Origin of the sequence: Mycolicibacterium aurum (assembly GCF_900637195.1) — a bacterium.
In the GTDB taxonomy this organism is placed as follows: domain Bacteria; phylum Actinomycetota; class Actinomycetes; order Mycobacteriales; family Mycobacteriaceae; genus Mycobacterium; species Mycobacterium aurum.
In genome coordinates this window covers 4,878,020-4,903,723 of record NZ_LR134356.1, presented here as the reverse complement: position 1 = coordinate 4,903,723, position 25,704 = coordinate 4,878,020, and the positions used below count along the sequence as shown (strand labels likewise).

The following is a 25,704-nucleotide window of genomic DNA, read 5'->3' as shown; positions in this document are numbered from 1 at the left end:
TCGACGTCGGGTCCTGCTACTCCGCCGACGACGGATATAGACGGGTGCCGGATGCTCTTGGGTTCCACAACCATTCATTCGGAGCCGCGCGTCCCGCGGATGGGTCGTCGGCTCAGGGCGGGCAGAGCGCCGCGGTCAGCACCGCCATCCGAGGATCGGTCGCCAGGGCCGTCGCGCCGGGCGTGACCTGCGTGAACGTCACCGCCACGGCGGGTTTGCCTGGGGCTGCCGCCACGATGCTGTGATAGCCGGCAAGGTCGCCGCCGTGTCCCCATACCGTGACGCCGCACCCGAGGTCGATGCTGGCCAGGCCAAGGCCGTACCCGAACGCCGGCCCGTGCAGCGGCCAGTCGACGGTGTCGGTCATCTCCTGCAGTTCCCGGGGCGCCACCACCCGGCCGTCGAGCAGCGCGCCGATGAAGGCAGTCAGGTCCTCGCCGGTGGAGATCAGTGATCCCGCCATGTAGCTGCCCGACGGTTCTTCGGCGGTGACGTCCTCACGGCGGCCGTCGACCACCTCGTAGCCATGGGCCATGGGTGTCCGCAGCCACGTGTCACCCGGGGCGGGAAAGTAGGTGTGGGTGAGCCTCAACGGCTCGATGATCCGCCGGGTGACCTCGTCGGCCGCGGATCGTCCTGTCACCGCTTCCAGGATGAGACCGGCGACAACGTAGTTGGTGTTGGTGTACACCGGGACCGACGTCGGTGGGTGGGTGACCGGCTTGGCCAGCGCCCACGACAGCAGTTCACGCGGCGCGACAGGCGAACTCGGCGGCGGCGTGTCGTCATCGAAATACTCGGGCAGTCCGCTCTGGTGCCGGAGCAGCTGCCGCACCGTGATGGCGGCGCCGTCGATGCCGTCGCCGCGGATCACCCCGGGGAGGTACGTCTCCACGGGCGCATCGAGGTCGACCCTGCGCTCGGTGACCAGCTGCAGAATCGCAGCGGCCACAAAGGTCTTCGTGATGCTGGCGATCCGGACGTACGTCTGGGGTGCGAAGGGTGTCTCGCTGACGACGTCGGCGTACCCGGCTGTCGAGGTGGTCACCCCGTGAGCGTCGCGGATCACCGCGATCGCCCCGGCGAGATCGTGGTCGGTGACGGCGCGCGCCACGACGTCATCGACCGGGGATGGCTGGGCCGACGCCGGCGGGGCGCACAGGCCGACCGTCAGCAGCGCGACCGCGGTCGCGGCGAGACGCACCGGGACAGGCGCGCGTTCGCCGCTCACTCACCGCATCCACGAACGCGCGGCGGAGACCAGTCCCTGCACCAGAGCCGACGTCGCAGGCGAGAGTCCGTCGTCAGCCGGCACGGCGCTGCGGGGACTGTTTCCGCGCACACGGGCCGACAGTTCCAGCTGAGCACCGCCGGCCCGCACCCGGTTGACCGGGTTGTCGGGGTGCAGGCCACGTAATTCGCGGGGGATGGCGTCCAAGTCGGTGACGACGCGATACCCCGGGATGTCGATGTGCCGGGCGAGGTGCTTGGCCAGGCGCCGATTCTGTCCCCCCGCCAGCAGCTGGGTGCTTCGGCCGACGCGGCCGTAGCCGTGCAGCGACACCACAACGTCGACGTGGTCGAGGAATTCTCTCAGCCGTGGTGACTCGGCGGGGTCGTACCGCGCCGACGACAGATGATGCGGATAGTGGTCCGGGTGGCGCACCACGTACAGGGAGGCGCCTGCGGCATCGGCGGCCCGCTCGGCGACGACATCGGTCATCTGCTCCAGACCGCCGCCGTGGATGGCGAGGAACCCGAAACGAGAACGCAGGATGGACTCTTCAATGATCGCAGGATCGCTGAGGAGTTCTGAAAGGCTTTGCGGCGCACCGGCGCCGCCACCGTCGCGGCGTTGCGGCCAGTGCGCGGGATCCCAGCGTTCGAGGAACTGGATCCAGCGCCGGGGTAGTCCGTGGTGGTGCGCGCCGGCCAGGATGCGCTCGAGATAGCCGGGCCGCGGCGGTCCGGGCTCCACCCGGTGGTCGATGTAGACCCACGCCGGCGCCGGTCCGTCGTCGGTGAGGACCGTGAGCTCGTCGCGGCGGTATCGCACCGGGACGCCCTCGGCACTGTCGAGGGTGGCCAGGTCGCGGTCGGACACCTGCCACACCACTCCGTGCACCTCGCTGCCTGCGAAGGGCTCGACCGTGGCGACCCCGCGTTCGTTGATCAGCCAGTCGTGGTCGGCCAACGTGGCGCGTCGCGGGTTTCTGGCGTCGGGGCAGCGTTGCGACATCTGCTGCACGCACAGGTTGGACCCGTACGCGAAGTAGGTGTGCCGGCCACTCATTCAGCCGGCGACCGTCAGATAGATCAGCACCACATTCAGGAGCGTAATGAGTGCCGCAACCACCCAGCCCAGAGCGGTGGTCACCCGGTGGTTGACGTCGGCGCCCATCACGCGTGCGTCGCCGGTCAGCCGGACCAGCGGGATCAGCGCGAACGGAAGGCCGAACGACAGCACCACCTGCGACAACACCAGGGCGCGGCTGGGATCGACGCCGACCGCAAGAATCACCAGGGCCGGCAACAGCGTGACGAGCCGCCGCGTCGCCAGGGGCACCGACCGCCGCAGCAACCCCTGCATGATCATCGCGCCCGCGTAGGCCCCGACCGACGACGACGCGAGTCCGGACGCGAGCAGGCCGATGGCGAACAGCAGCGCGATGGTCGGCCCCAGGGTGCTCTGCACCGCGGCATGGGCGCCCTCAATGGAGTCGGTGTTGTCCATCCCCTGCAGGTTGGTGGCCGCGACCAGCAGCATCGACAGGTTCACCGCCCCTGCGACGAGCATCGCGATGCCGACGTCCCAGCGGGTTACCCGAAGGAGCATCCGTCGCCTGGGCCCGGGCTCGGGGTGGCCGTGGCGGTCGCGGGCCAGCCCGGAATGCAGATACACCGCGTGCGGCATCACGGTCGCGCCGAGCATCGCCGCCGCGAGCAGCAGGCTCTCGGCGCCGTCGAAGCGGGGGATCAGGCCTGCGGCGGCCGCGTCGACCGGGGGCGCCTTGGCGAACAGGCTGCTGAGAAATCCGATGGCGATGACCATCAGCAGGCCCGTGATGACCCGTTCGAACATGCGTTGGCCGCGCCGGTCTTTGACGATCAGAAGCACCAGTGACACCGCGCCGGTGATCACGCCACCGATCAGCAGGGGCAGATCGAACAGCAGATACAACGCGATCGCGCCGCCCACCACTTCGGCGAGGTCGGTTGCCATCGCCACCAATTCGGCCTGCACCCAGTAGGCCACCCGGGTCGGGCGCTTCATCCGAGCGCCGACTGCCTCCGGCAGCGAACTGCCGGTGACCAGCCCGAGTTTGGCCGACAGGTACTGGACCAGGCAGGCCATCAGGTTGGCGACGACGATGACCCAGAGGAGCAGGAATCCGAACTGTGCGCCTGCGCTGACGTTGGCGGCGACGTTGCCCGGGTCGACATAGGCGATGGCTGCGACGAACGCCGGCCCGAGAAGCAGCCAGCTGGGCCGCAGCCGCGGCTGGACGTCGTCCTTCACCACACCCCTTTTCCATCCGGATGATCGAATAGAAAAGTTAGGTTAGCCGAAACCTGGGCGTCCGGCGAAGTTCAGGGGTGCTTTCGCGCGGATGTGTCAGGGGCCGAGGCCGAAGGCGCCAACCAGCGGCCACATACCGATGCCCGTCCATCCGCCGTAGTTCCACGGCGGCGGCGTGGCGGTGATCTGCGTGCTGCCATTGGTTTCGCAGAACGTCACCGTCTGGCCGACATCAGTGCAGTCCGGTGCGGCCGAGGCGGACGGCGCGCCGAGCAGAGCGAGCGCACCCAGTGCGGCGAGCCCGGGGAGGAATCGCGCGACAGGCTTCACATCGACCTCCGATCACCGGTCGGATCGTCAGAAGATGAAGGGGCCGTAGCCTCCCATGAGGTAGCCGCCGTTCCACGGCATTGCGTACTCGGGCGGCGTGGAGCTGATCTGTGCGTTTCCTGGTGACTCGCACACCGTCGTCGCACCGCCCTGAATGCCGCCGCCCTGACTGGTGGTGGAGCAGCTCGGCTGCGCGAGTGCGGCCGGAGCTGCGGCGATCGCCGCGGAGGCGCCGCCGGCAACGAGGAGGGCAGCGAGAGTGCTCAGACGAGCCTTCATTTCAGGATCCTTCCAGCGAGTGTCAAGCGTTAGCGTACAGACCTTTCCCAGTTACGGGTGGTAACTCCCGCGCAGTCACAATTCCTGGCGCCGCGTCGATTACGGCGGGAATCGCATTGACGACCCGGGCGGCCGTGGCGACCAGCCCGGCGTGGTTGTGATCGCCGTTCGGGCTGCTGAGACACAGATCGAGGGCGTACGACGGCTCCCCGGTGATCTCGATGCGATACGACCCGCCATGCGCCGCGGGCTGAGGCCAGTCCGGACACAGGTCGTCGCGCAACCGGGTGACGTGTTCGAGAACGACCGCGACGTTCCCGTCCTTGATGCCGCGCACCTCGAAGCGGATCGCGGCGGTGGTGCCCTCCTCGATCCGGCCGGCGGCGATGTCGAAGGCTTCCGGCGCGGGGACGCGGATATGGGTCTCGTTGACCTCGTCGAGTTCGATCCCGAGGCCGGCCGCCAACTGCCGCACCACCGAACCCCACGCCAGGCTCAGCACTCCCGGCTGCAGCAGCATGGGCGTCTCGTCGAGCGAGCCGCCGAAGCCCATCACGTCGAACATCACCGCGGCGCTGTCGTAGGTGTCGTAGTTGATGATCTCCATGCAGCGGATCTGCTGAATGCTCTGACAGGTGCCCGCCAGTGCCATGGGCAGAAGGTCATTGGCGAAGCCGGGGTCGATGCCGTTCACGAAGATGCTGGCGTTGCCGGCCTTGGCGGCGTCCTCGATCGGTGCGATGAGTTCATCGGGCAGCACCTGCCATGGGTGCTGCAGGAACACCGCGCTGCTGCCCACGACATTGACCCCGGCGGCCAGGAGGCGGCGGTAGTCCTCGAGGGCTTCGGTCAACCGGTTGTCGGCCAGCGCCGTGTACACCGCGACCTCCGGTTGCGTGGCCAGCACCGCGTCGAGATCGGTGGTGGCGCGGATGCCGGTCGAATCCTGCAGTCCTGCAAGCTCTGCCGCGTCCTTGCCGGCTTTGGACTCCGACGACACCCACACTGCGGTCAGGTCGAACCGGGGATCGGTGATGAGCTGGGTCAGCGCGTGCTTGCCGACATTGCCGGTGCCGATGGCGGCGACGCGGACAGGGGAGGGGTTGGCCATGGGGGAGCTCCTTACAGGTCGGGGATCGGGAGGTCGAGATTGGGGAAGGTGATCCCGCCGTCGACTTCGAGCGTCTTGCCGGTGAGGTAGCTGCCTGCCGGCGACGCGAGATAGACGGCGGCCGCGGCGATGTCGAGCGGATCGCCGAGCCGCTTCATCGGGGTGGCCTTCTCCATGGGATCGCGCAGCTCGTCGTTGGTCGCGATGATCTCCAGCGCCGAGGTCAGGATCGAGCCCGGCGCGATCGCGTTCACCCGGATGCGTGGCGCCAGATCGAGCGCCGACAGCCGCGTGTAGTGCGCCAGTGCGGCTTTCGCGGTGCCGTACGCAGCGAACCCGCGTCCGGCGACGCGGCCCATCGTCGAGGTGATGTTGACGATGCTGCCGCCACCGGCATGTTCGAGCATCAGCGGCACCGACGCGATCGTGAGCGCGTGGGCGGTGGCGACGTTGAATGCGAACGCGTCGCGCATGTCCTTGGCGGAGGTGTTGAGAAGTGCATTGGGCATCGTGCCACCGACGTTGTTGACGACGATGTCTAGTCTGCCGAATGCCTCGACGGCCTGTGCGGCGAGCGCGGCGGTGTCCTCCGAGCGGGCGAGGTCGGCGACGACGATGTGGGCGCGCCTCCCGGTGCCCGCGATCTGCTCTGCCACCTCCTCCAGCTGCGACTGCGTCCGAGCAGCAATCAGCACGTCAGCGCCGGCTTCGGCGAATGCCAAAGCCATTGCGGCGCCGAGGCCGCGCCCAGCACCCGTGACCACTGCCACCTGATCGTCGAGCCGGAACCGGTCCAGAATCATATGCGTCTCCTTTCCCTCGCCGCGGTCACGCTAGCAAGGCGGGCCGAGGCGTGGGGCAGGTTTCTGGAACACGTTCTAATTGGCTGCGGGCGTCGGGTGCAGTCGCCATTTCTGCGTCAGGGTTGCTGTCGGCCGTTATCCACAGCCCCTAGGCAGAACTCGTCGGATCAGTGAGTTTCTGTCGGCGGCCGGTTCGAGCATCTGCCTCATGGACTACCCCTTCGTCGGAGCCGAAGCCCTCAGTGGCGGCAGGATCACCCGGGGCCAATTGCGGTGGAACTATCGCGCCGTCCTCCCTGGCGTCTACGTCCCCAAAGACAGTGAGGCCTCGGTGCGAATAAACGCCACCGCCGCGTGGCTGTGGACGGCGCGCACCGGGGTCATTGCGGGCAGGGCGGCGGCGGCTCTTCACGGCGCCAAATGGATAGACACTCAGACACCGATCGACATCATCGCCGAACACACTCGACCGCGAAGCGGGATCATCGTGCGTGAGGAGCGAATCGGTGTCGACGAAATCACCAGTGTCGGCGGGCTTTGCGTAACGACACCCGTTCGAACCGCATTGGATCTGGCACGTCATTTGCCGCGCGATACGGCGGTGTGTCACCTCGATGCGCTGGGGCGAGCGACGGGTGTGCGACCGGACCGGGTCCTCGAGCTCGCTGCCCGGTATCGAGGCGCGCGCGGAATTCAACGAGCACGCCAGTCGCTCGCCCTGATGGACTCAGGCGCTCAATCGCCGCGGGAGACACGACTGCGGCTGATGCTTGTCGACGACGGGCTCCCGCCTCCCCGAACCCAGGTTCTGGTGACGGACGGCATCGCTCAAGCGTTCATCGACATGGGATACGAAGAACCGAAGGTCGGCCTCGACTATGACGGCTCCCATCACAGACTCGAGCGGCGACAGTACGTGCATGACATCGGCCGCGCCGAGTTCATCGACAGGCAGGGATGGATCGACATCAAGGTTGTCGCCGAGCATTCTCGGGCGTTCATTCTGCACCGGGTCTGGGAAGCGTTCGCTCGGCGCGGGTGGACACCACCGAGATCTGCATGACGGCGGCGCTATCGCCTCGCCAGCAGCCGCTGTGCAGAAGTCGCCGAGCTAAGCCTTCTTGGCTGCGGCTTTCTTCGCTGCCTTCTTCGCCGGGGCTTTCTTCGCGGCGGCCTTCTTGGCGGGCGCTTTCTTGGCGGGCGCCTTGCTCGACGAGCCCTGCTCTTTGCGCGCTTTCACGCTCGCTTCGAGCCTGGCCAAAAGGTCCGACACGTCCTCGGTCTCGTCGAGTTCCTGCGGCTGCTCCTCGGTGGTGAAGGCCTCGCCGCCTTCGAGTTTGGCCTGGATCAGCTCGTGGAGGTGTTCCTGGTAGTCATCGTGATAGCGGTCCGGGTTGAAATCGTCGGTCATCGAATCGACGACTTGGCTGGCCATCTTCAGCTCGGCCGGTTTGACCTCGACTTCCTTGTCCAGCACCGGAAAGTCGGGGTCGCGGATCTCGTCGGGCCACAGCAAGGTGTGGATCATCATGACGTCGCGCTTGCTGAAGTCCTTCACCCGCAGAGCTGCCAGCCGGGTCTTGTTGCGCAGCGCGAAGTTCACGATCGCGACCCGATCGGTCTCCATCAGTGTTTTCGCCAGCAGCACATAGGATTTCGAGGACTTGCCATCGGGCTCCAGAAAATACGAGCGGTCGTACAACAACGGATCGAGATCGCTGGCAGGGACGAACTCCAAGACCTCGATCTCCCGGCTGCGTTCCTCGGGCAGGGTCGAGATGTCGTCGTCGGTGATGATGACCGTCTGGCCGTCTTCGGAGTCGTAGGCCTTTGCGATGTCGCGATACTCGACCACCTCGCCGCACACCTCGCAGACCCGCTTGTACCGGATGCGGCCGTTGTCCTTGTCGTGGACCTGGTGGAATTTGATGTCGTGGTCTTCGGTGGCGCTGTACACCTTGACAGGGACGTTGACCAGGCCGAAGGCGATGGAACCCTTCCAGATGGACCGCATCAGCTCAGTATGTCCGATGCAGCCGCCGCGTCACGCTCAACGCGATGAGGAAGATCGGCGCCGGGTTTTGCGACCGTGAGCGCGGCCGTCAGCGTCGCGGCACGGACCGCCTCGGTCAACGCGTCCGTCCCGATCGCGGCCAGACGGGCGCGCCGCTCTGCTCCGAGCAGGTCCATCGACCACAGCGCGTCGATCAGCCCGGTCATGAACGCATCACCGGCGCCGACGGTGTCCACCACTTCCACATTTCCCGCAGGTACCCGCACCGTTCCGGCAGCACACATCGCCACCGCCCCCTCGCCTCCGAAGGTCACTACGACGATCGACGGTCCCAGAGCCAGCCATGCGGCGGCGATCTGCTCGGGTGGGCGGGTCGGATCGATCCAGTGCAGGTCCTCACTGCTGGCTTTGATGACGTCGGCCCGCTCCAGAAGCCGGTCGATGCGGGAGCGGGCTGCGTCGGCGTCGGTGATCAGCGCAGGGCGGACGTTCGGGTCGAATGTGACGGTCGCCGACAGGTGATAGGTGTCGACCAAGGCCTTGGTGGCCAGGCAACCCGGTTCGAGCACGGCGGCGATCGACCCGGTGTGCACGATCAGTGGAGGGGGGACCTCCGGCGTTCCGGTCAGCGCCCAGTCGATGTCGAAGGAATACGTCGCCGAGCCGGCGGCGTCGAGCGCGGCGCGCGCCGTGGCCGTTCGGACGGCCTGTGTGCTGCCCGGGACCAGTTGCACACCTGAGGATTCGACGTACTCACCGACGCGCCTGCCGTAGGCGTCGGTACCGATGCGAGTGAGGAAATCGACGTCGCGGCCGAGCCGGGCCAGACCGACGGCGACGTTGAGGGGGCTGCCGCCGACGTGCTCGGTCACCTGCCCGTCCCGCTCGACGATGTCGATCAGGGCTTCGCCGATCACCAGTGCCCGCATCGATGTGACGCTACCGGGTGCCAAGTGGGTAATACCGTGAAGTGGTGGACCGCTATGACCGGGTGAAACTGACCAACCCGGACAAAGTGCTGTATCCGGCAACCGGGACCACAAAAGGGCAGGTGTTCGACTACTACATCAACGTCGCCCCGGCGATGCTGCCGCACATCGCCGGCCGCGCCGTGACGCGCAAGCGGTGGCCCAACGGCGTGGACGAGGGGTCCTTCTTCGAGAAGCAGCTGGCATCGTCGGCGCCGGAGTGGATGAGTCGCGGCACCATCGTGCACAAGTCCGGTACCACGACCTACCCGATCATCGACACCGCCGAGGGGCTGGCGTGGATCGCGCAACAGGCTGCACTGGAAGTGCACGTGCCGCAGTGGAGGTTCGACGAGGCAGGTGCCGTCGGCCCGGCCACCCGGATCGTCTTCGACCTCGACCCCGGCGAAGGGGTGACCATGCGCCAGCTCTGCCAGGTGGCCCATGAAGTGCGTGACCTGGTCACCGACATCGGCCTGCAGATGTTCCCGCTGACCAGCGGCAGCAAGGGCCTGCACCTGTATGTGCCCCTGGAGGACCCGATCAGCTCGCGTGGCGCGTCGGTGCTCGCCAAGCGGGTCGCGCAGCAGCTGGAGCAGACCATGCCCAAGCAGGTGACAGCGACCATGACCAAGAGCCTGCGCGACGGCAAGGTGTTCCTGGACTGGAGCCAGAACAACGGCAACAAGACCACGATCGCGCCGTATTCGCTTCGGGGGCGCGAGCATCCGACGGTGGCCGCGCCACGCACATGGGAGGAGATCGAGGACCCGAAGTTGCGGCACCTGACCTACGACGAGGTCTTGGACCGGCTTGAGCGTGACGGCGACCTGCTCGCCGACCTCGACCCGGCGCTGCCCGTGCCCGACCGACTGACGACATACCGGGGTATGCGTGATCGGACCAAGACGCCGGAGCCGGTACCCGCCGACGTGCCCACGACGGGGAACAACGACAAGTTCGTGATCCAGGAACATCACGCGCGCCGGCTGCACTACGACTTCCGGCTGGAGCGCGACGGCGTACTGGTCAGCTGGGCGGTGCCGAAGAACCTGCCGGAGACACCGTCGGTGAATCATCTGGCCGTGCACACCGAGGACCACCCGATGGAATACCTGACGTTCGCCGGGGAAATCCCGAAGGGCGAATACGGCGGCGGTGACGTCTACGTGTGGGACACCGGGACCTATGAGACCGAGAAGTTCCGCGACAACCCCCCGGACGGGCCGGCCAAGGGCGGCGAGGTGATCGTCACGCTGCACGGAGAGAAGGTCGAAGGCCGTTACGCGCTGATCCAGACCGACGGCAAGAACTGGCTGGCCCACCGGATGAAAGAGCAGCAGAAGCCGACGGCCGCGGATCTGGCGCCGATGCTGGCCACCGAAGGGTCGGTGCAGCGACTGACCCAGGGGCCGTGGGTGTTCGAGGGAAAGTGGGACGGGTACCGGATGTTGGTCGACGCCGACCGGGGCAAGCTGACGTTGCGGTCCCGCCGGGGCCGTGACGTCACCGCAGAGTATCCGCAGTTGAAGGCGCTCGCCGCCGACCTCGCCGATCATCATGTGATCCTCGACGGTGAGGCGGTGGCGCTGGACGAGTCCGGGGTGCCGAGCTTCGGCGAGATGCAGAACCGTGCCCGTTCGACGCGGGTGGAGTTCTGGGCCTTCGACATTCTCTACCTCGACGGCCGATCGCTGTTGCGGGCCAAGTACTCCGACCGCAGACGCCTGCTCGAGGCTCTGGCCGAGGGTGGCGGGCTGATCGTCCCTGCGCAGATAGACGGTGACGGCCCCGAGGCGCTGGAGTTCGCGCGGGAGCGTGGGTGGGAGGGCGTTGTCGCGAAGAAGCGCGACTCCACCTATCAACCAGGTCGGCGTTCCGCTTCGTGGATCAAGGACAAGATCTGGAAGACCCAGGAGGTGGTGATCGGAGGCTGGCGGGCGGGCGAAGGCGGGCGCACCAGCGGCGTCGGTGCGCTCATGCTCGGGATCCCGGCCGACGGCGGCCTGCAGTTCGTGGGGCGCGTCGGCACCGGCTTCACCGAAAAGGCTCTCGCATCGCTGAAGAAGACCTTGGAACCCCTGCATACCGATGAATCACCCTTTGTGACAACGCTTCCCAAGCAAGACGCGAAAGGGGTGACTTTCGTGCGGCCAGTGTTGGTGGGTGAGGTGCGCTACAGCGAACGAACGTCCGACGGCAGGTTGCGCCAAGCGAGCTGGCGTGGGCTACGGACGGACAAGGTCGCTGAAGAGGTGGTCTGGGAATAGCCGTCACTCGGTGGAGCGCGTCGACGCAGGCGTCACGCCACCCGTGACCGTCCGCAACGAGTGCAGGACGTAGCGGTGCATCTCCTGTTCGGGGAGATAGGGGACTTCCCGCAAGGTCGCCGTCCGTTCCCGGAAGCGCTCGTCGGAGTCATCGAGAGCCATTACACCGGTAGTCGAATCGCTGACGCCGAACCCGGTCACCGAGATGGCGAGGTTGTCGAATGCCGCTTCGGTGTCGGCATAGCGTCCGGGGCTTTCGTTGCGGCGTTCCAGCAGCTCCAGTGGTTCGAGACCGCGTAGTGCGAAGATGTCCCTGCCGTCGAGGAACAGCGGGTGTCGCGGGCCGGCGGGCATGATTTCGCAGAGGCGGTCGGCTTGGTACCGCAGCACGAGGTCGCCGCGGGTTTCGGTGACGCTGTCTGCGGGTGGGCCGTCGTCGGCGTACGCGGCAATGAAGGCCTGCTTTTCGTCGTCGCTCATCGCGTCGCCGAACATCGTCAGTGTCGCGCGCAGAATGTCGTCGGCGATGCGATCAGCACCGCGACCGGTGATGGTGCCGTACGTCGCCGACAGTGAATCCACCTGTGCCGGGGACATTCCGAACTCGAGCCGGCCCAACCCCTCGCGGGGACGTATCGTCCAGTCTGTCTCTGCTGCCATCGTGGCTACCAGGATGTCACGGGGCGGCTCACGCGCGGCATCGGGCATATTCGGCAACCCGGCGTCCACCCGACCTAACCACTGCTTCGGTTGTCGAGAATGACCTTGCCGACCGTGCCCCTGGATTCCAGCAGTTGGTGAGCACGCGCGGCTTCGGGCATGGGAAGTACTGTGTCGACCACAACGCGAATGGCGCCGCTGGTGAACAACGGCAGCACGTCTCGTGTCACCCCGGCGATGATCTCAGCCTTCTGATGGGCCGGCCGAGCTCGGAGCATCGTCGCGGTGACGCTGGCGCGCTTGGACATCAACAATCCGAGGTCGAGTGGCGCCGGTGCCGTACTCCCGCCGATGATCACCAGATGCCCGTCGGGTGCAAGGCATTCGATATTGCGTCCGAGGTAGTCCGAACCGACCACATCCAGGATCGCGTCGACCCCGACGCCGTTCGTTGCGGCCAACGTGGCAGCAACGAAATCCTCGTTGCGATAGTCGATCGCGACCTCGGCCCCCATGTCGAGGCCCGCACGTGTCTTGGTTGCGCTTCCGGCGGTGGTGATGACGCGTGCTCCGATCGCGGATGCCCATTGGATCGCGAAGGTGCCGATGCCACCACCCGCGCCGTGGATCAGGACGGTGTGACCCTCGGTGAGCCGGGCCACCATGGCGAGGTTGGAGTAGACGGTGGCTGCGACCTCGGGGATCGCGGCCGCCTCGACGTCGGTGACACCGGCGGGAATTCGCATGACCTGAGTCGCGGGCACCGCGACTTCGTCGGCGTAACCGCCGCCGTCGAGCAGTGCGCACACTCTGTCGCCCAAAGACCAGGACGTGACGTCGGCTCCGAGGGCGCTGATCGTTCCCGCACACTCCAAGCCCAAGGGACGTGGCGCCCAGGCGGGCATAGGGTAGTGGCCGCGGCGCTGCATGAGGTCGGCGTTGTTGACACCGGCAGCCGCCACCGCGATCACCACCTCATTCGGGCCGGGACGTATCGGATCCACAGGGCGCCATTGCAGAACGTCGGGAGAGCCGGGATGGTCGAACAACACCGCTGAAGTCATCACAGATCCGTTCTCGTCAGTTGCGGGCGGTTACGCGGTCAGGACGGAGCGTGCCGCTGCCCAGCGTGCGATGCTCTGTGCATACCGGGGTGTTTCGACCCGGCAATGCCGTCCCGAAGCTTCTTGGCGCGCGTGCGCGGCCTCGGCGAATGTCTGGCCCTGCTCGGCGATGAACTGCAAGAAGTCCTCGGTGGGGTGGGAGGTCACCGTGTTGGTGTAGCGGCAGTGATCCCCTTCGAGTTGCTCCATGCGCAGTTCCCAGATGACCTGCGTGGTGGTCCATCCCGAGGGTGTGAGAATGTCAGACAGCGACACCATCCTGCAGTAGTGCGGCTCTGCCACGGCGAAGCGGTACTGCTGGACCACGAGGCCCGTCCCGATCATTTCGATGTTCACCGACATCGGCGTCCCGTCGTCGTCCACGGTGTAGCCGGCGGCTTTGTGATCACCCGGCGCGCAGCGTTGATACTCGTGTGTCGGAAGGGTTTTCAGCCATTGCGCGATGTCGACATGATCGAACTGTGCTGTCACATCGGCGGTGACGACTGCGTGCGAGAGGACCAGATCATCCCGAACTGCGGTTCCCATTGATCATTCCTGTCGTAGAAGGGCGCTGCGTGGACCGTCGGCGGTCGCGTACCCGGCGCTGGCGACGGGCCGACGCGTCAAGCTTGTCTGCGGGGGAGCGGGGCGGGCAATGACGCTGTCCGGACCCATCAGGTAGTGGTAGCCCCCAATGCGGACTATCGCGGCCGCGGTGCAACGAGTGGGCGGGCCGCAACGCGCCGCTGATGTGCCAGATGCCGGCCGGTCCGACAGCACGCGGCTCAGTTGTCGGCGGTGGGACAGGACGTAGCCGGCACACCACGTCGGTGTGCAGAGCGTGGGTGCGTGGCGACGCCGAATCGGTTCAGGCGGCGGCTGATCGGGCCGGAAGCCGTGTGTCGGCGCCGTCAGAGGTCACTGAGGCTCTGCACTCGAATCCGGACGAGTCGGACCTTGGCGATGCGCCACTGTCCGTCCTGTTTGAGATATTCGTCGTGGTAGTGGCCGACCCCGGTGATGCCGATCCGTTCGCCGGAGGCGGTTGGGGGCCACTCGACGATGTCCTGCATCGCCCAGATTCCGGTCGCGGTGTCGGGACCGGTGATGGCCAACTCGTGCGTGTGGCCGTGATGTGCGCTCACCGCACCGGTCAGCGATGCCAGCACCTTGTCGGCAATCTCCTCATGCCCGCGCAGGATGAGATCGACTTCGGGTACTTCGAGCACGGCGTCCTCGGTGAAGACGGACCGGAAACCTTCGTGGTCCCGCAGATCGAGGCAGCGGAAGTACTTCGCGCGCAGTTCTTTCAGTTGCTCACGGTCCATGAGCTCTCGAACGATGTCGTCGGTGGTCGGCATGCCCGTACCTGTTCTCCGGGAGTTATCAGCAGGCGGTGCCGCGGTCGACGGACAGCACCGCGCCGGTGACCGATGCCGCAGCGTCGGAGGCGAGGTAGGCGATCGCATCGGCGACGTCGCTCGGCGGCATGAATCCATAACGGGCTCCTGAGGTTTCCATCAGCAGTGCCCAGTCGAGGTCGGAGTCGGCGTGCTCTTTGGCCGCGTTGGCCGGAAGGTCTGTCTGCACACCGCCGGGGCAGACGGTGTTCACCCGGATGCCGTCGGCGGCCAACTCGAGCGCGAGGGACTTCATCAACATGATGACGCCGGCTTTGGAGGCGCAGTATGCGGCCTGGTAGGGCTGACCCCGCAGACCCGCGATCGAGGCGATCGTCACGATGTTGCCCTTGCTCGCGCGCAGGTGGGGCAGGGCGGCGTGCGAGATCAGCATCGGACCGGTCAAATTCACGCCGAGGTGGCGCTGCCAGGTGGCGACGTCAAGATCTTCGAATTTGCGAAATTGGTCGATGCCGGCCACATTGGCCACGACGTCGAGGCCGCCCAAGCGCTCCGTCGCTGTGGCGACAGCAGCGCGGACCGATACCTCGTCGCCGACGTCGCAGGCCACGCCATCCGCACCCGGGTTCAGATCCAGGCCCACCACGGAGGCGCCTTCGGCCGCGAACAGCTCGACCGTCGCGCGACCGACACCGCCCGCCGCTCCGGTGACCAACACCCGTTTACCGATGAACCGTTCACCCACCGGTGAATCTCCTGCCATTGTGCCGATGTCGATATTTCGACATACTGTTCGGTATTATGACGCCGAAGGTAGACCCGGCATTGACTGGTAGTCAAGGCCCGTCACCACCTACCGAGCGGGTCATCTCTGTCGTGGAATTCGTGGGGGCCCACCCCGAGAGGAAGTTCTCGCTGGCCGAGATCTGCCGCCGCCTGAACATCAGTCGGGGGACAGGTCATGCAATCCTGACCACCCTCGCCGTCCATGAGTGGGTGGTTCGTGACCCCGTCACGGCCGAATACTCCTGCGGGCCGGCGATCGCCGGGATCGGCACGTCGGCCAACGCCCAGCGCTATCGCGGCGACCTGCACGAGCTCGCCGAGGTCGCGGGTACCCAGGTCTACCTCACCCGCCGGGAGGGCAGAACGCTCGTCATCGATCAGGTCGTGGGTACGTGTCCGACGGCACCACACATCGGACCCGGATGGCGCACACCGCTGGTGGCGCCGTTCGGTCGGGACTACGTGGCCTGGGCGGACGCCGATGCTCGAAAGGCGTGGCTGGAAGCCATCGGGCAGCCAGGCCCCGCGCTGCGACGCCGCATGAACGCGGTACTGAAAGAGATCCGAATTCGCGGCTTCGCCGTCGAGCGACTGACCGGAGAGTACCTGCGGGTCTACACCGCGCTGCGCGCCCTCACCAGCGATGGCGAGGTCGACGCCATTACCGCTCAGTTGGCGCGCGCGTTCGCCGACCTCACCGTGATCGACGTTCTCCCAGAGGAATTGGGCGATGCCGACACCCACGATGTCGCCATCGTCTCGGCCCCGGTCGCCGACGGAGCCGGCGTTGTCACGATGTCGGTCACCGCCGCTGTGTTCGCCACCGTGGACAGTGCTCGTATCCGCGAGCTCGGCGAGCAGGTGCGTCGCACCGCACACACCATCGGAGCCCGCATCCGCGATCCACTCGGTCCGTAACCACCTGAGGGCACAACGACGCACCGCGCCTCTTGTCGCCCATCAGTCCCGGCGGCAACTCCGGGGCGATGCCTGGCAGTTGTGCATCCGAGTCATCCACGCAGGCGCCTCAACTCGCGACGCGACGACACACCGAGTTTGGCGAAGACCTTGCTCAGGTGCCATTCCACCGTGCGCGGACTGATGAAGAGGTGACTGGCGATTTCGGAGTTGGTGTACCCGTCGCCCGCGAGCCGGGCCACATAGCTTTCCTGCGTGGTCAGTGCGACCGTCGATGTCATCGTCGATCTTTCACGCCGGGCCTTCGATAAAGGCTCGCCTGCGGCTTCGAGTTCGCGGCGCGCCCGTTCGGCGAAGCCGTCGGCACCCATGTGCCGGAATGCCTCGTAAGCGACTCGCAGTTCGTCGCGTGCTTCGGCTCGGCGATTCGCGCGGCGCAGCCACTCCCCGAAGATCAGGTGCGTGCGTGCGGCCATGACCTTCAGGGGCGAGCGCTCTAATTCGCCTATCGCGATGCGATACTCGCTCTCGGTGTCGGATCCGGTCTCGGTGAGTGCTCTGGCGCGCGCTGCGTAGCCGATGGCGGTTGCGGTTCCGGTTGCTTCAGCGCGCTCGATCATCTGCGCAGCCGCCGTTCCAGCGACAGCCGCTCTGCCGGAGCGGGCAGCGGCCTCCACCATCTCGTTGAGCAGATGGCCGTACATTCCGACGTCGTCGTACTCCAGAGCCGAAGTGCAGGCGGCAAAGGCTTCGTCATACTGGCCGAGGCCGTTGTGCAGGATGGCCACCGAGAAGAGCACAACTGTGATTTCGCTGCCCTCACCCCGAGCCGTCGCATCCTCGATCGTGGTCCGGGCGAGTTCTCTGCCTCGTTGCTCCTCTCCTCGGCACGCGGCGAGATAGGTCCGGATGGAACGATGCGGCGGCGCGCCGGTCGCCGTCGAGATCTCATCCGACTGCTCCAGCAGAATCGCCGCCTGCGCAAAGTCGCCGGAGGTGACACACACCCCCGCATAGGTGGTCAATGCGGCGGGCAGAACCGTCAATTCACCCGCGGCGCGGAGGAGTTCGAGTTGGCGGGCGTTGAGCGAGCTGTAAATGTCCTGATCGAACAGATCCAGCAGGACCCGAAGCGTGATGTCATGCGACCGCGGATCGGCGATACCCGCCTCATCTTCCTCCAGATACTTTCGGATGGCCCGCTGTAGCGGAAGCGCTGCCGCCGCATGCCCTTCGGTGAGTCTGAGGGTGAGCCCGTCGAGTAACAGGTCGGCAGACGTCGGTGGTCCGGATGGGGGCGGGGCCTGCCGCGCCGCAGCGGCTATAGCGGCCGCGGACGCCTGATGGCCGACGGCGAGGCGGCCGACGATCATCGCCGCCGTCAATGCCTCGAGGTAGGTGTCGCGTGCGAGTGTGGCGTTGTGTGGGCTCAATCTCTGCGCTGCCGCCAACAGCAGCATGGGCGCGTCTCGGCCCCGTTGGGCAGCGAAGGCGATCTTGGCCCGCAACAAATCTGCTCGCGCACTGAGTAATTCGTCGTCTGTACCCGCAACCGAGGCGAGCAGCCGGGCCGCAGTTTCTGGATCACCCGCGTCCAGTTTGGACAGGGCGGCAGCGAGCGCGCGTTCGGCCCGATCGCCGGGGTCGGGCGTGAGTTCGACGGCATACGCCAGGAAGGCCGCCGCGGCGGCGGCGCCACCGCGGCGGCGGGCACGCTCGGCGGACTGGACAAGTTCGAGAGCCACCGTCTCATCGGGTGCGCTCGCCGCGTGCGCACGGTGCCAGGTCCGGTGCTCGTCTGCGTCCGGGCCGGTAATCACGTCGGCCAACGCGGCATGGGCCTGCCGCCGATCTGACGGGGATGCGCTGCGGTAAATCGCTGACCGCACGAGTGGATGGCGGAACCGTAATGCGGAGTCCAGCGTCACCAGGGCACTGCGCTCCGCCGGTGCACGCGCGTCCGCGCCGATCCCGAGTCGTGCAGCCGCTGCCCACAACCTCGCGGGGTCGCCGGTCGGGTCGGCGGCCGCGAGGAGGAGGAGGGTGCGGGTCTGCCGCGGTAACTCGTGTAGCCGTTGATCGAAGGTGTGCTCGATGCGGGTCGCGAGCGGCTTAGCAGCCGCCAATCCGTAGCCGCCCGCCAACTGCGCCGGTGCCAGCGCCCGGTGCAACTCGAGCAACGCCAACGGATTGCCGTCCGCCTCGGCGAGGATGTTCTCCCGGACGGTCTCGTCCATCGGGCCGGGTAGCACTGCGGCGAGCAGCGCGCGGGCATCGGCGTGCGCCAGTCCGTTCAGATTCAGCTCGGGAAGACCGGCAAGTTCGTGATCGGCACCCGGTGTGCGGGCGGCGAAGACCATCACCACGGGGTCGGCGAGCAGCCGGCGAGCCGCGAACGTCAGCGCTTGCAGAGACGCACGGTCCACCCACTGCGCGTCGTCGACGATGCATACGGTCGGGCGTTCCGTGCCGGCGGCTCCGAGCAATGTCAGCACTGCCAATCCCACCAGAAGGCGATCGGGGACAGCGCCTTCGAGTAACCCGAGCGCGATGCGCAACGCGTTCCTCTGCGGCTCGGGTAGCCGATCAATGTGACCCGGCAGCAGTGTGCACAACTGCGCAACGCCGGCGTAAGGGAGCTCCATTTCCGACTCCGCACCGCTGAGAGCGATGGTACGAAGGTCGGTTGCCTTGGACACAGCGTCGTTCAGCAAGGCGGTCTTACCGATACCGGCCTCACCCCGGAGGACCAGCACCGCGCTGTGGCCGTTCCGGGCACGGTCCATCACCTCGGCCAGCAACTGTTGCTCGTCTCGCCGTCCGATGAGCGTGCCGCGCCGGTTCCCCCGACCCATCTGCTCATCGTCGCACGTCAGCGGCGCTCAAGTGCAGGTCGGCTGCCGCCATGCACGGGCGCGGTTGGAGCGCGAACCTCACATGAATCGTCGGTCGTCCGGCATCCGGACATCGCCGGGTTCTTCAAGGACCCGTGTTTTCCACGGGGTGAGGCAGGCGCCCGGGGGTGTGTGATTTCCCCAGCGCACTGCCGATACTCCGAAGGGTTTCTCACCATGGCTGAATCCAAGACCGTCCACGAGGTCACCTATGACCTGCTCCGAACGCTCGGGCTGACCACGGTGTTCGGCAACCCGGGGTCGACTGAGCAGACCTTCCTCCAGAACTTTCCGGACGACTTCACCTACGTGTTGGGCCTGCAGGAGGCATCGGTGCTGGCGATGGCCGACGGCTTCGCCCAGGCCACAGGGCAGCCGGCACTGGTCAACCTGCACACCGCGGCCGGCACCGGCAACGCGATGGGCAGCCTGGTCGCGGCCTACCGAGCCAATACGCCGTTGATCGTCACGGCGGGCCAGCAGACGCGCGAGATGTCGATCGTGGACCCGTACTTGAACAACCCCGACCCGACCGTGATGCCGCAGCCATGGGTCAAGTGGGCCTACGAGCCGGCGCGGGCCGAGGACGTGCCCGCGGCCTTCATGCGTGCCTATGCGGTGGCAACGCAGCCGCCGGCCGGCCCGGTGTTTCTGTCTATCCCGCTCGACGACTGGAACAAGCCCGCGCTGGGGCCCGCCGTGGTCCGGACCGTCAGCCGGCGAGTGCACCCCGATGCCGAACGGCTGCAGGATTTCGCTGACCGGATCAGCCGGGCGGAGCGACCGCTGCTGGTTCTCGGCCCCGAGGTCGATCGCGCCGGAGCCTGGGATGCGGGTATTGCCTTCGCGGAGAAACTACGCGCGCCGGTGCATGGCGGTCCACTGGCGCCCAGGTGCTCGTTTCCCGAAGACCATTCTTTGTACGCGGGTCCGCTGCCACTGACGATTGCCGGTGTCAGCCAGGCCGTCGCGGGATTCGATCTCGTCGTCGTGATCGGGGCGCAGGTGTTCAGCTACTACCCGTACGTCGCGGGCGAGTATCTGCCCGAAGGAACCGAGCTACTCCAGATCACCTGCGATCCCCACCTCGCCGCGGTCGCGCCAGTGGGCGAGAGCTTGGTCAGCGACGTCGGGGTCGCTCTTGAGCAGCTCCTGCATCTCGTGAAGGTGCCCGCCGACCGGCAGGCACCACCGGGATTGACCAGAGATCTCGGAGCCGAGGTTCCGATGGCGTCCGCGCCGCTGTTGCCCGACGATGTCTATGCGGCGCTGAGCTCGGTCAAGCCCGATGACGCGGCGGTCGTCATGGAGTCCACCTCGACGCTGGCGGATCTCATCAAGTGGTGGCCTACCCGGCGCCCCGGCAGCTTCTTCGCCACGGGCAGCGGCGGCATCGGCTGGGGCGTGCCTGCGGCAGTGGGCATCGCGCTCGGTGACCGCGCCCGCGGCGTGAGACGGACCATCGTCGCCTCGATCGGCGACGGCTCGTTCCAGTACTCGATACAGGCTATCTGGACCGCCGCGCAGCACAAACTACCGATCGTGTTCGTCGTCCAGCGCAACGGCGAGTACTGCGTCCTGAAGTCCTTCGCGCTCCTGGAAGAGACGCCCAACGTACCCGGGTTGAACCTTCCGGGACTCGATATCTCCTCGTTGGCAACGGGTTTCGGATGTCGCACGGCTACCGTCGGCGGCACCGAGGAGTTGACCAGCGAGTTCAAGGCGGCGTTGGAGGCGGACGGGCCCACCGTCATCGTGGTGCCGACCCAGCCGCACCTGCCGGTCCTGGGTTGAGCGATGCCGGTCTACACGTGTACGACGGTGAAGTCGACGTTGAGCGCCGACATCAAGGCGAGCCTCGCCGGCGAGGTGACCAGGATCCATTCGATGATCAACCACGTTCCGGGCAGCTACGTCAACGTCGTGTTCCATGAACTGGCGCCCGACGACGTCTACACCGACGGACTGCCCGCCCAACCGCTTCTGATCAATGGGTGGGTCCGCACAGGGCACCCCGAAGCGCAAAGCAGCCAGCTGGTCGCCGAGGTCGCCGCAGCGGCCTCCCGGGTCACCGGTATTCCCGCCAGGCGGGTCCTGGTGGTCATCCAGAACAGCCCAGCACATCTCGCCATCGAGGGCGGTCGGGTGCTGCCCGCCCCGGGGGAAGAGGAAGAGTGGTTACGACAGCAGAAGGATGGCGTTTGAGATGTCCACTGGCACTTCGCAAAACCCCGTAGTTGCAGACAGCGCCGACATCAGACGGTTCACCACGGCGGCCGCTGCCCATGGCGATGTGAGTACCGACGAGAGAGTGCTCGCCGACCGCGGCCGCGACTACTGGGGTGTGGGTGGAGTGGCGGACGTGCTGCTGCGTCCCCACCGACGCGACGACATCGCACCGATCCTGCGGCTCGCCGCCGAGTACCACTTGGCGGTCGTGCCGCGCGGCGGAGCATCGAACTGCTCAGGCGGGATGATGCCCACTGCAGGCCGTGTCCTGCTCGACATGTCCGGACTTAACCAGATTCTGCACGTCGATGCCGAGAAACGATGCGCCCGAGTGGAACCCGGCGTCATCAATTCCGACTTGCAGGCGGCATTGGTGCCGTACGGGTTGTGCTTCTCTCCCGACCCCGTGTCGGCACATTTGGCCACAGTGGCCGGCAACATCATCGAGAACGCCGGCGGACCGCATGCGCTGAAGTACGGCGTCACCTACAACCACATTTTGAGCGTCGACGTCGTGCTGGCCGACGGATCGGCCAGAACCTTCACTGCCGACGATGACGGTCCCGACCTCCTCGGCGTCCTCATCGGATCCGAGGGCACCCTCGGTATCATCACCGAGGCCACCGTCGCGCTGCGTCCGATCGCCGGCGTCACCCACAGCCTGATGGGTGCTTTTGCTTCTGCGCGAGACGCCGCTGACACCATCGCCGCGGTCATCGCAACCGGAGTGGTTCCCGCCGCTGTGGAGTGGCTCGACCGGGCGGGAATCGCTGGACTGCAACAGTTTTACGATACCGGCTACCCTCTCGACGCCGATTCCATAGTGCTCATCGACCTCGAGGGCACCGTGGCGGAGGTGGCTCGGGACCAGTCGACCGTCGATCGGGTGTTGCGTGAACGCGCCACCGAGGTTCGGGTCGCCGAGGATGAGCAGGACCGGGATGCGCTGTGGTACGGCCGCCTCAACGCACCCAACTCGGTAGTACAGAGCGGCAAAGGGTTCTTCATCGGAGACGTCACCGTGCCCCGCGACCGGATCCCCGAGATGCAGGAAGCGATTCAAGCCACCGCGGCGCGCCACTCCGACGGCCTACTGTTCATCGCGGTGTGCGGCCACGCCGGCGACGGCGACCTGCACCCGACGACGTTCTACGACAAGGACAACCCGCTGGCGGCGTCAGCGCTCGAGGCGGCGAACAACGAGATCGTCGAAGCTGCACTCGAATTGGGGGGCACCATCACCGGTGAGCACGGAGTCGGGACCGAGAAGATCCAGTTCATGACCAAGCGCTTTACGCCGGTCGAGCTCGCCGCCCAACGTGCGATCAAGAAGGCGTTCGATCCCGCCGGGCTGCTCAACCCCGGGATCATGCTGCCCGAGGAATCTGCCGATGAACCCGACGCAGGCGCGTTCCGCGCTGCGGTCCGTGATGCATTGACTCGTGACCTGGCTCCCGATTCGGACCTCCCGCTCACCACCGGCGACAACACCGACATCACGGTCAACCTCGGCAACCTCAGCCTGGTGGTCGGCGCTGATGCCACCATCGAGGCGATCAACCGCTACCTCGACGAGTATGGGGTGACCTGCGCCGCGATCCCCACCTCCGGCACCGACCGCGCCATCGGGGAGCTTGTGGCCACCGCCGCGGGTGCTGAGCGGGACCACATCAGGCATGCCCTGCTCGGCGCCGACGTGACCGTCATCGACGGCCAGTCCCCGGCCCGCTTCGGCGCCGAAACCATGAAGGACGTCGCCGGGTACGACACCAAGCGGCTCTACATCAGCGCGCGCGGCGCCTTCGGTGCCCTCAGGTCCCTGATCTTCAAGATCAGCGTCAGCGCGTGAGACACCAGCCGATCCGTGCGCCCAGCGTCGGCGATCAGATGGTGGCTGCGATGGCTTCCTGCAGTCCCCGTGTGGCCAGGACATCGGCCAACTCGTTGTCGGCGATGCCCGAGTGGCCCTTCACCCAGAACCACTCGACCTGGTGCCGCGCGCAGGCCGCCTGCAGCCGCTGCCAGAGGTCGACGTTCTTCACCGGCTGCCTGGCTGCGGTCTTCCAGCCGTTGCGCTCCCACCCGAGCACCCACTTCGTGATGCCGTTGCGGACGTAAGTGCTGTCGGTATAGAGGTGCACCGTCACGGGCCGGGTCAGCGCCTCCAGCGCCATGATCGGTGCGGTGAGCTCCATCCGGTTGTTGCTGGTCTCACCCGGCTCGCCACCGCACATCTCACGCACGTGGTGGCGCAGGCGCAATACCGCGCCCCAGCCGCCGGGGCCGGGATTGGGTCGGCACCCGCCGTCGGTGTGGATGACGACGACATCGACGGCCGACGTGATGCCGGCGTCGACGAGGGTGTCGGTTGCGGGGTCGGTCATGCGCCGAGGATAGGCACCGCGCCGAACGGCCGGCTCACCGACGCGCCGAGATCATCGCCGTCCGGACCGACAACCCCAGCTCGTGATGCCGGAGGGTGGTGATCCGACGCCCGGGCTGCACGGCGTCTTTGATCGGTGCGGCGCGGTCACCGAAGAACGAGGCGGTGGCCTCGATGTCCGCGACGACGTAGGTGAGTCCCCACAGGGTCGCCGGACCTTCGCCCGCGGCCCCCGGGGTGCCCACGACCTCGACGATCACCTCTCCGAGGCGGAAGAAGATCTGACGGATCGGTCGTCCGCCGAGTTCTGTGTCGCGTTCCCGGCGCGGATCCGCGCCGACGGTGGCGAATGACTCGACGGTCCGGTTCAGATCGGGGGACATCAGCACCACGTGGTCGATCGCCGTGACGCCGTTGACGTGGACCGCCGGCGGTGTAGCGTCCGCGTCGGACCCCCTCGTGGGGACGCCGTCAAGGTCGGTTCGCCCGTTCGGTAGACCGCGCAACGACCACCCGACGATGCCGGTGCCCTGCTCACGGCCCACCAGCCGGATGCGAACGGCGCCGACCCGGCAGACGGAATCGGCATCGACAGCGAACCCGGCGTGCGCCCACGCCTCCGGGGGATCGGCGACGTCGAATTCGTCGACGGTGACGGTCATGGACTCTCAGCGTTCCCATCGTTCAGCGGTGTCGATCCGGCCCAGGATATGCGCTTGTTGTCGGTGCCGACGCCTAGCTTCGGCGGTATGAGAAGAACCGGTACGGTCTCGGTCGCCGTCGTCGTGCCCACCCCCGAGCTGCTCGGGCAGATGTTGCGGGAGAGGCCGGCCTGCTGGACGTGGGCGGCGTTCGCGTCGGTGTTGTTCCAGCGCTGGGCCGCCCTCGAACAGCGCAAGGTGGACCAGGTGCTGGCATCACCGGCGACGCCGACGGGTCGGTTGGACAACGGCACCGAAGTCGCCGAATTCGTCCGTGGCCGCCTGCGAGCCGTCGACGAACTCGTCGCCGAGGTCGGGGTCTTCCTGAAGTCTCCGGCGTTCGCGGCGGTATTCGGCGCGGGCGGAGCCGAGAAGGCCGCGGACGCGCACGGCATCGTGCGGGCCGGCAATCACCTGGCCGACTACTACGAGCGGCTGCTCGAATTGGCCGAAGACTGCCGAATGCATGCTGTCCCAGAGCAATACACGGACTTGGTCGGTGACTGCACGCGCTTTGTGAACCAGCATCTCCAGGACTTCGCGCGCTTTGTCGACGACGTGCTCGAACGCCTGGAGGAGCTTCAGAAGCGGGTCATGTTGGGCGAGCGCCGTATTCGTTTCGAAACTCTCCCGCTTCGGATCGTCACCGACCACCGTCTGGTGTGGTCGATCCTGGACCGGCTGCAGACAATCGAATAGCGCAGCTGTCGCCGTACCTCGATAGCGTCCGATCACCCGGCGCGGGCGGCAAGCGGGTAGGTCTCTGACCCGGTCAGCCATCCCATCAGTTGCAGTCCGCCGGCATGAAGAGCATGAACACGATCAGGCAGGCGATGATGATAAGTGGCGTCAAACGCGACCGGGATGGTCAGGGTGTGAAGACGTCGATTGCCTTTCCGGGAGCCAGCATTACCAGTGGTATCCGACGGCTCGTCGACTGCTGATAGGTGATGTAGGGCGGATACAGGTGTGTCATGTACGCCCACACCTCATGGCGTTCCTCGTCTTCGGGTTCGCGCCAGGTGGCTTCGAAAGCCTGGGTGGCGACCTGGACGTCGACCGTCGCGCTCTGCAGAATGTTGCGGTACCACTCGGGGTCGCTGTCCGCGCCACCCTTGGACGCGACGATCACGATCTCCCCGCCGAAGTTCCCGTAGATCAGTGGCGTGACGTAGACCTTGCCCGAGCTGCGGCCGCGGTACCTGATCAGGCAGTTGGTGGTGAAGGCCCGGCCGCCGACCTCGCCGAGGTCCAGGACGTGACCGCGGGTGCCGCCCGACGTCAGATACGTGCTGAGGTGCTCGCCCACCCAGTCCCCAGGTTCGGCACGGTTGGCCTCGACATCGGCGTCGCCCATCGATCAACTCCTTC

The 25,704-nt window shown here is 66.7% G+C and carries 25 protein-coding genes; 7 read left to right on the top strand and 18 right to left on the bottom strand.

The genetic code is table 11. The features are described 5' to 3' along the window. Nucleotides 1–112: 112 nt before the first annotated feature. The 7 genes from EL337_RS23080 to EL337_RS23050 form a co-directional block, all read right to left on the bottom strand. A complete protein-coding gene (locus EL337_RS23080) occupies nucleotides 113–1,231 on the bottom strand; it encodes a serine hydrolase domain-containing protein (protein WP_232786809.1) in 1,119 nt (372 codons plus the stop codon). Next, nucleotides 1,232–2,293, bottom strand: coding sequence for a poly-gamma-glutamate hydrolase family protein (locus EL337_RS23075; protein WP_048632762.1), 1,062 nt, complete (start codon nucleotides 2,291–2,293; stop codon nucleotides 1,232–1,234). After that, nucleotides 2,294–3,520 (bottom strand): Nramp family divalent metal transporter, encoded by a 1,227-nt coding sequence (locus tag EL337_RS23070; protein ID WP_048632960.1) that lies wholly within the window; start codon nucleotides 3,518–3,520, stop codon nucleotides 2,294–2,296. Between the two features lie 96 nt (nucleotides 3,521–3,616). Continuing rightward, nucleotides 3,617–3,850: a hypothetical protein gene (locus tag EL337_RS23065; RefSeq protein WP_048632763.1), complete on the bottom strand. Its 234-nt coding sequence runs from the start codon at nucleotides 3,848–3,850 to the stop codon at nucleotides 3,617–3,619. A gap of 27 nt (nucleotides 3,851–3,877) precedes the next feature. Continuing rightward, complete coding sequence (locus EL337_RS23060) at nucleotides 3,878–4,129, bottom strand: hypothetical protein (protein ID WP_048632764.1); 252 nt, start codon at nucleotides 4,127–4,129, stop codon at nucleotides 3,878–3,880. Nucleotides 4,130–4,151: 22 nt separating this feature from the next. Beyond that, nucleotides 4,152–5,240, bottom strand: coding sequence for an NAD(P)H-dependent amine dehydrogenase family protein (locus EL337_RS23055; protein WP_048632765.1), 1,089 nt, complete (start codon nucleotides 5,238–5,240; stop codon nucleotides 4,152–4,154). Nucleotides 5,241–5,251: 11 nt separating this feature from the next. Beyond that, entirely contained in the window at nucleotides 5,252–6,043 is a 792-nt protein-coding gene (locus tag EL337_RS23050; protein WP_048632766.1) for an SDR family oxidoreductase, read from the bottom strand. Nucleotides 6,044–6,251: 208 nt separating this feature from the next. Here EL337_RS23050 and EL337_RS23045 point away from each other — a divergent pair, with 208 nt between their 5' ends. Continuing rightward, nucleotides 6,252–7,106 carry a type IV toxin-antitoxin system AbiEi family antitoxin gene (locus tag EL337_RS23045; RefSeq protein ID WP_048632767.1) on the top strand — a complete coding sequence of 285 codons (855 nt, stop codon included), beginning with the start codon at nucleotides 6,252–6,254 and terminating at the stop codon, nucleotides 7,104–7,106. 48 nt (nucleotides 7,107–7,154) lie between these two features. Here EL337_RS23045 and ku read toward each other — a convergent pair whose 3' ends face one another. Both ku and EL337_RS23035 read right to left on the bottom strand, forming a co-directional pair. Then, complete coding sequence (gene ku, locus EL337_RS23040) at nucleotides 7,155–8,057, bottom strand: non-homologous end joining protein Ku (RefSeq protein ID WP_048632768.1); 903 nt, start codon at nucleotides 8,055–8,057, stop codon at nucleotides 7,155–7,157. After that, on the bottom strand, nucleotides 8,057–8,986 hold the full coding sequence (locus tag EL337_RS23035; protein WP_048632769.1) for a carbohydrate kinase family protein: 930 nt from the start codon (nucleotides 8,984–8,986) through the stop codon (nucleotides 8,057–8,059). Before EL337_RS23035 ends, ku begins: the two co-directional genes overlap by 1 nt. 41 nt (nucleotides 8,987–9,027) lie before the next feature. Between EL337_RS23035 and EL337_RS23030 the strand changes: the two genes are divergently transcribed. After that, nucleotides 9,028–11,295 (top strand): ATP-dependent DNA ligase, encoded by a 2,268-nt coding sequence (locus tag EL337_RS23030; protein ID WP_048632770.1) that lies wholly within the window; start codon nucleotides 9,028–9,030, stop codon nucleotides 11,293–11,295. Between the two features lie 3 nt (nucleotides 11,296–11,298). On the opposite strand, the gene EL337_RS23025 is transcribed toward EL337_RS23030, so the two are convergent. The 5 genes from EL337_RS23025 to EL337_RS23005 form a co-directional block, all read right to left on the bottom strand. Beyond that, complete coding sequence (locus EL337_RS23025; RefSeq protein ID WP_048632961.1) at nucleotides 11,299–11,955, bottom strand: hypothetical protein; 657 nt, start codon at nucleotides 11,953–11,955, stop codon at nucleotides 11,299–11,301. Nucleotides 11,956–12,029: 74 nt separating this feature from the next. Further along, entirely contained in the window at nucleotides 12,030–13,019 is a 990-nt protein-coding gene (locus EL337_RS23020; protein WP_048632771.1) for an NAD(P)H-quinone oxidoreductase, read from the bottom strand. A gap of 30 nt (nucleotides 13,020–13,049) precedes the next feature. Next, nucleotides 13,050–13,607, bottom strand: coding sequence for a hypothetical protein (locus EL337_RS23015; protein WP_048632772.1), 558 nt, complete (start codon nucleotides 13,605–13,607; stop codon nucleotides 13,050–13,052). Nucleotides 13,608–13,972: 365 nt separating this feature from the next. Next, nucleotides 13,973–14,422: a nuclear transport factor 2 family protein gene (locus tag EL337_RS23010; protein WP_048632773.1), complete on the bottom strand. Its 450-nt coding sequence runs from the start codon at nucleotides 14,420–14,422 to the stop codon at nucleotides 13,973–13,975. Between the two features lie 25 nt (nucleotides 14,423–14,447). Next, nucleotides 14,448–15,167 carry an SDR family NAD(P)-dependent oxidoreductase gene (locus EL337_RS23005; protein WP_048632774.1) on the bottom strand — a complete coding sequence of 240 codons (720 nt, stop codon included), beginning with the start codon at nucleotides 15,165–15,167 and terminating at the stop codon, nucleotides 14,448–14,450. A gap of 56 nt (nucleotides 15,168–15,223) precedes the next feature. Here EL337_RS23005 and EL337_RS23000 point away from each other — a divergent pair, with 56 nt between their 5' ends. Then, entirely contained in the window at nucleotides 15,224–16,126 is a 903-nt protein-coding gene (locus EL337_RS23000) for a helix-turn-helix domain-containing protein (RefSeq protein WP_048632775.1), read from the top strand. Between the two features lie 92 nt (nucleotides 16,127–16,218). On the opposite strand, the gene EL337_RS22995 is transcribed toward EL337_RS23000, so the two are convergent. Beyond that, entirely contained in the window at nucleotides 16,219–18,981 is a 2,763-nt protein-coding gene (locus EL337_RS22995; RefSeq protein ID WP_048632776.1) for a helix-turn-helix transcriptional regulator, read from the bottom strand. A 216-nt stretch (nucleotides 18,982–19,197) separates the two neighbouring features. Here EL337_RS22995 and mdlC point away from each other — a divergent pair, with 216 nt between their 5' ends. Genes mdlC through EL337_RS22980 form a run of 3 tightly spaced genes read left to right on the top strand, consistent with a single transcriptional unit; the run spans nucleotide 19,198 to nucleotide 23,098 of the window. Beyond that, nucleotides 19,198–20,814: a benzoylformate decarboxylase gene (gene mdlC / locus EL337_RS22990; protein WP_048632777.1), complete on the top strand. Its 1,617-nt coding sequence runs from the start codon at nucleotides 19,198–19,200 to the stop codon at nucleotides 20,812–20,814. Nucleotides 20,815–20,817: 3 nt separating this feature from the next. Beyond that, a complete protein-coding gene (locus EL337_RS22985) occupies nucleotides 20,818–21,225 on the top strand; it encodes a tautomerase family protein (RefSeq protein WP_048632778.1) in 408 nt (135 codons plus the stop codon). Between the two features lies 1 nt (nucleotide 21,226). Continuing rightward, entirely contained in the window at nucleotides 21,227–23,098 is a 1,872-nt protein-coding gene (locus EL337_RS22980) for an FAD-linked oxidase C-terminal domain-containing protein (RefSeq protein ID WP_048632779.1), read from the top strand. Between the two features lie 34 nt (nucleotides 23,099–23,132). Here the strand turns inward: EL337_RS22980 and rnhA are convergent, their stop codons facing one another. Both rnhA and EL337_RS22970 read right to left on the bottom strand, forming a co-directional pair. Further along, nucleotides 23,133–23,633, bottom strand: coding sequence for a ribonuclease HI (gene rnhA / locus EL337_RS22975; RefSeq protein WP_048632780.1), 501 nt, complete (start codon nucleotides 23,631–23,633; stop codon nucleotides 23,133–23,135). Between the two features lie 34 nt (nucleotides 23,634–23,667). Continuing rightward, on the bottom strand, nucleotides 23,668–24,294 hold the full coding sequence (locus EL337_RS22970; protein WP_048632781.1) for a VOC family protein: 627 nt from the start codon (nucleotides 24,292–24,294) through the stop codon (nucleotides 23,668–23,670). Between the two features lie 87 nt (nucleotides 24,295–24,381). Between EL337_RS22970 and EL337_RS22965 the strand changes: the two genes are divergently transcribed. After that, nucleotides 24,382–25,032, top strand: a complete 651-nt coding sequence (locus EL337_RS22965) for a hypothetical protein (protein WP_048632782.1) — start codon at nucleotides 24,382–24,384, stop codon at nucleotides 25,030–25,032. A gap of 169 nt (nucleotides 25,033–25,201) precedes the next feature. On the opposite strand, the gene EL337_RS22960 is transcribed toward EL337_RS22965, so the two are convergent. Continuing rightward, nucleotides 25,202–25,690, bottom strand: a complete 489-nt coding sequence (locus EL337_RS22960; RefSeq protein ID WP_048632783.1) for a nitroreductase/quinone reductase family protein — start codon at nucleotides 25,688–25,690, stop codon at nucleotides 25,202–25,204. Nucleotides 25,691–25,704: the final 14 nt, after the last annotated feature.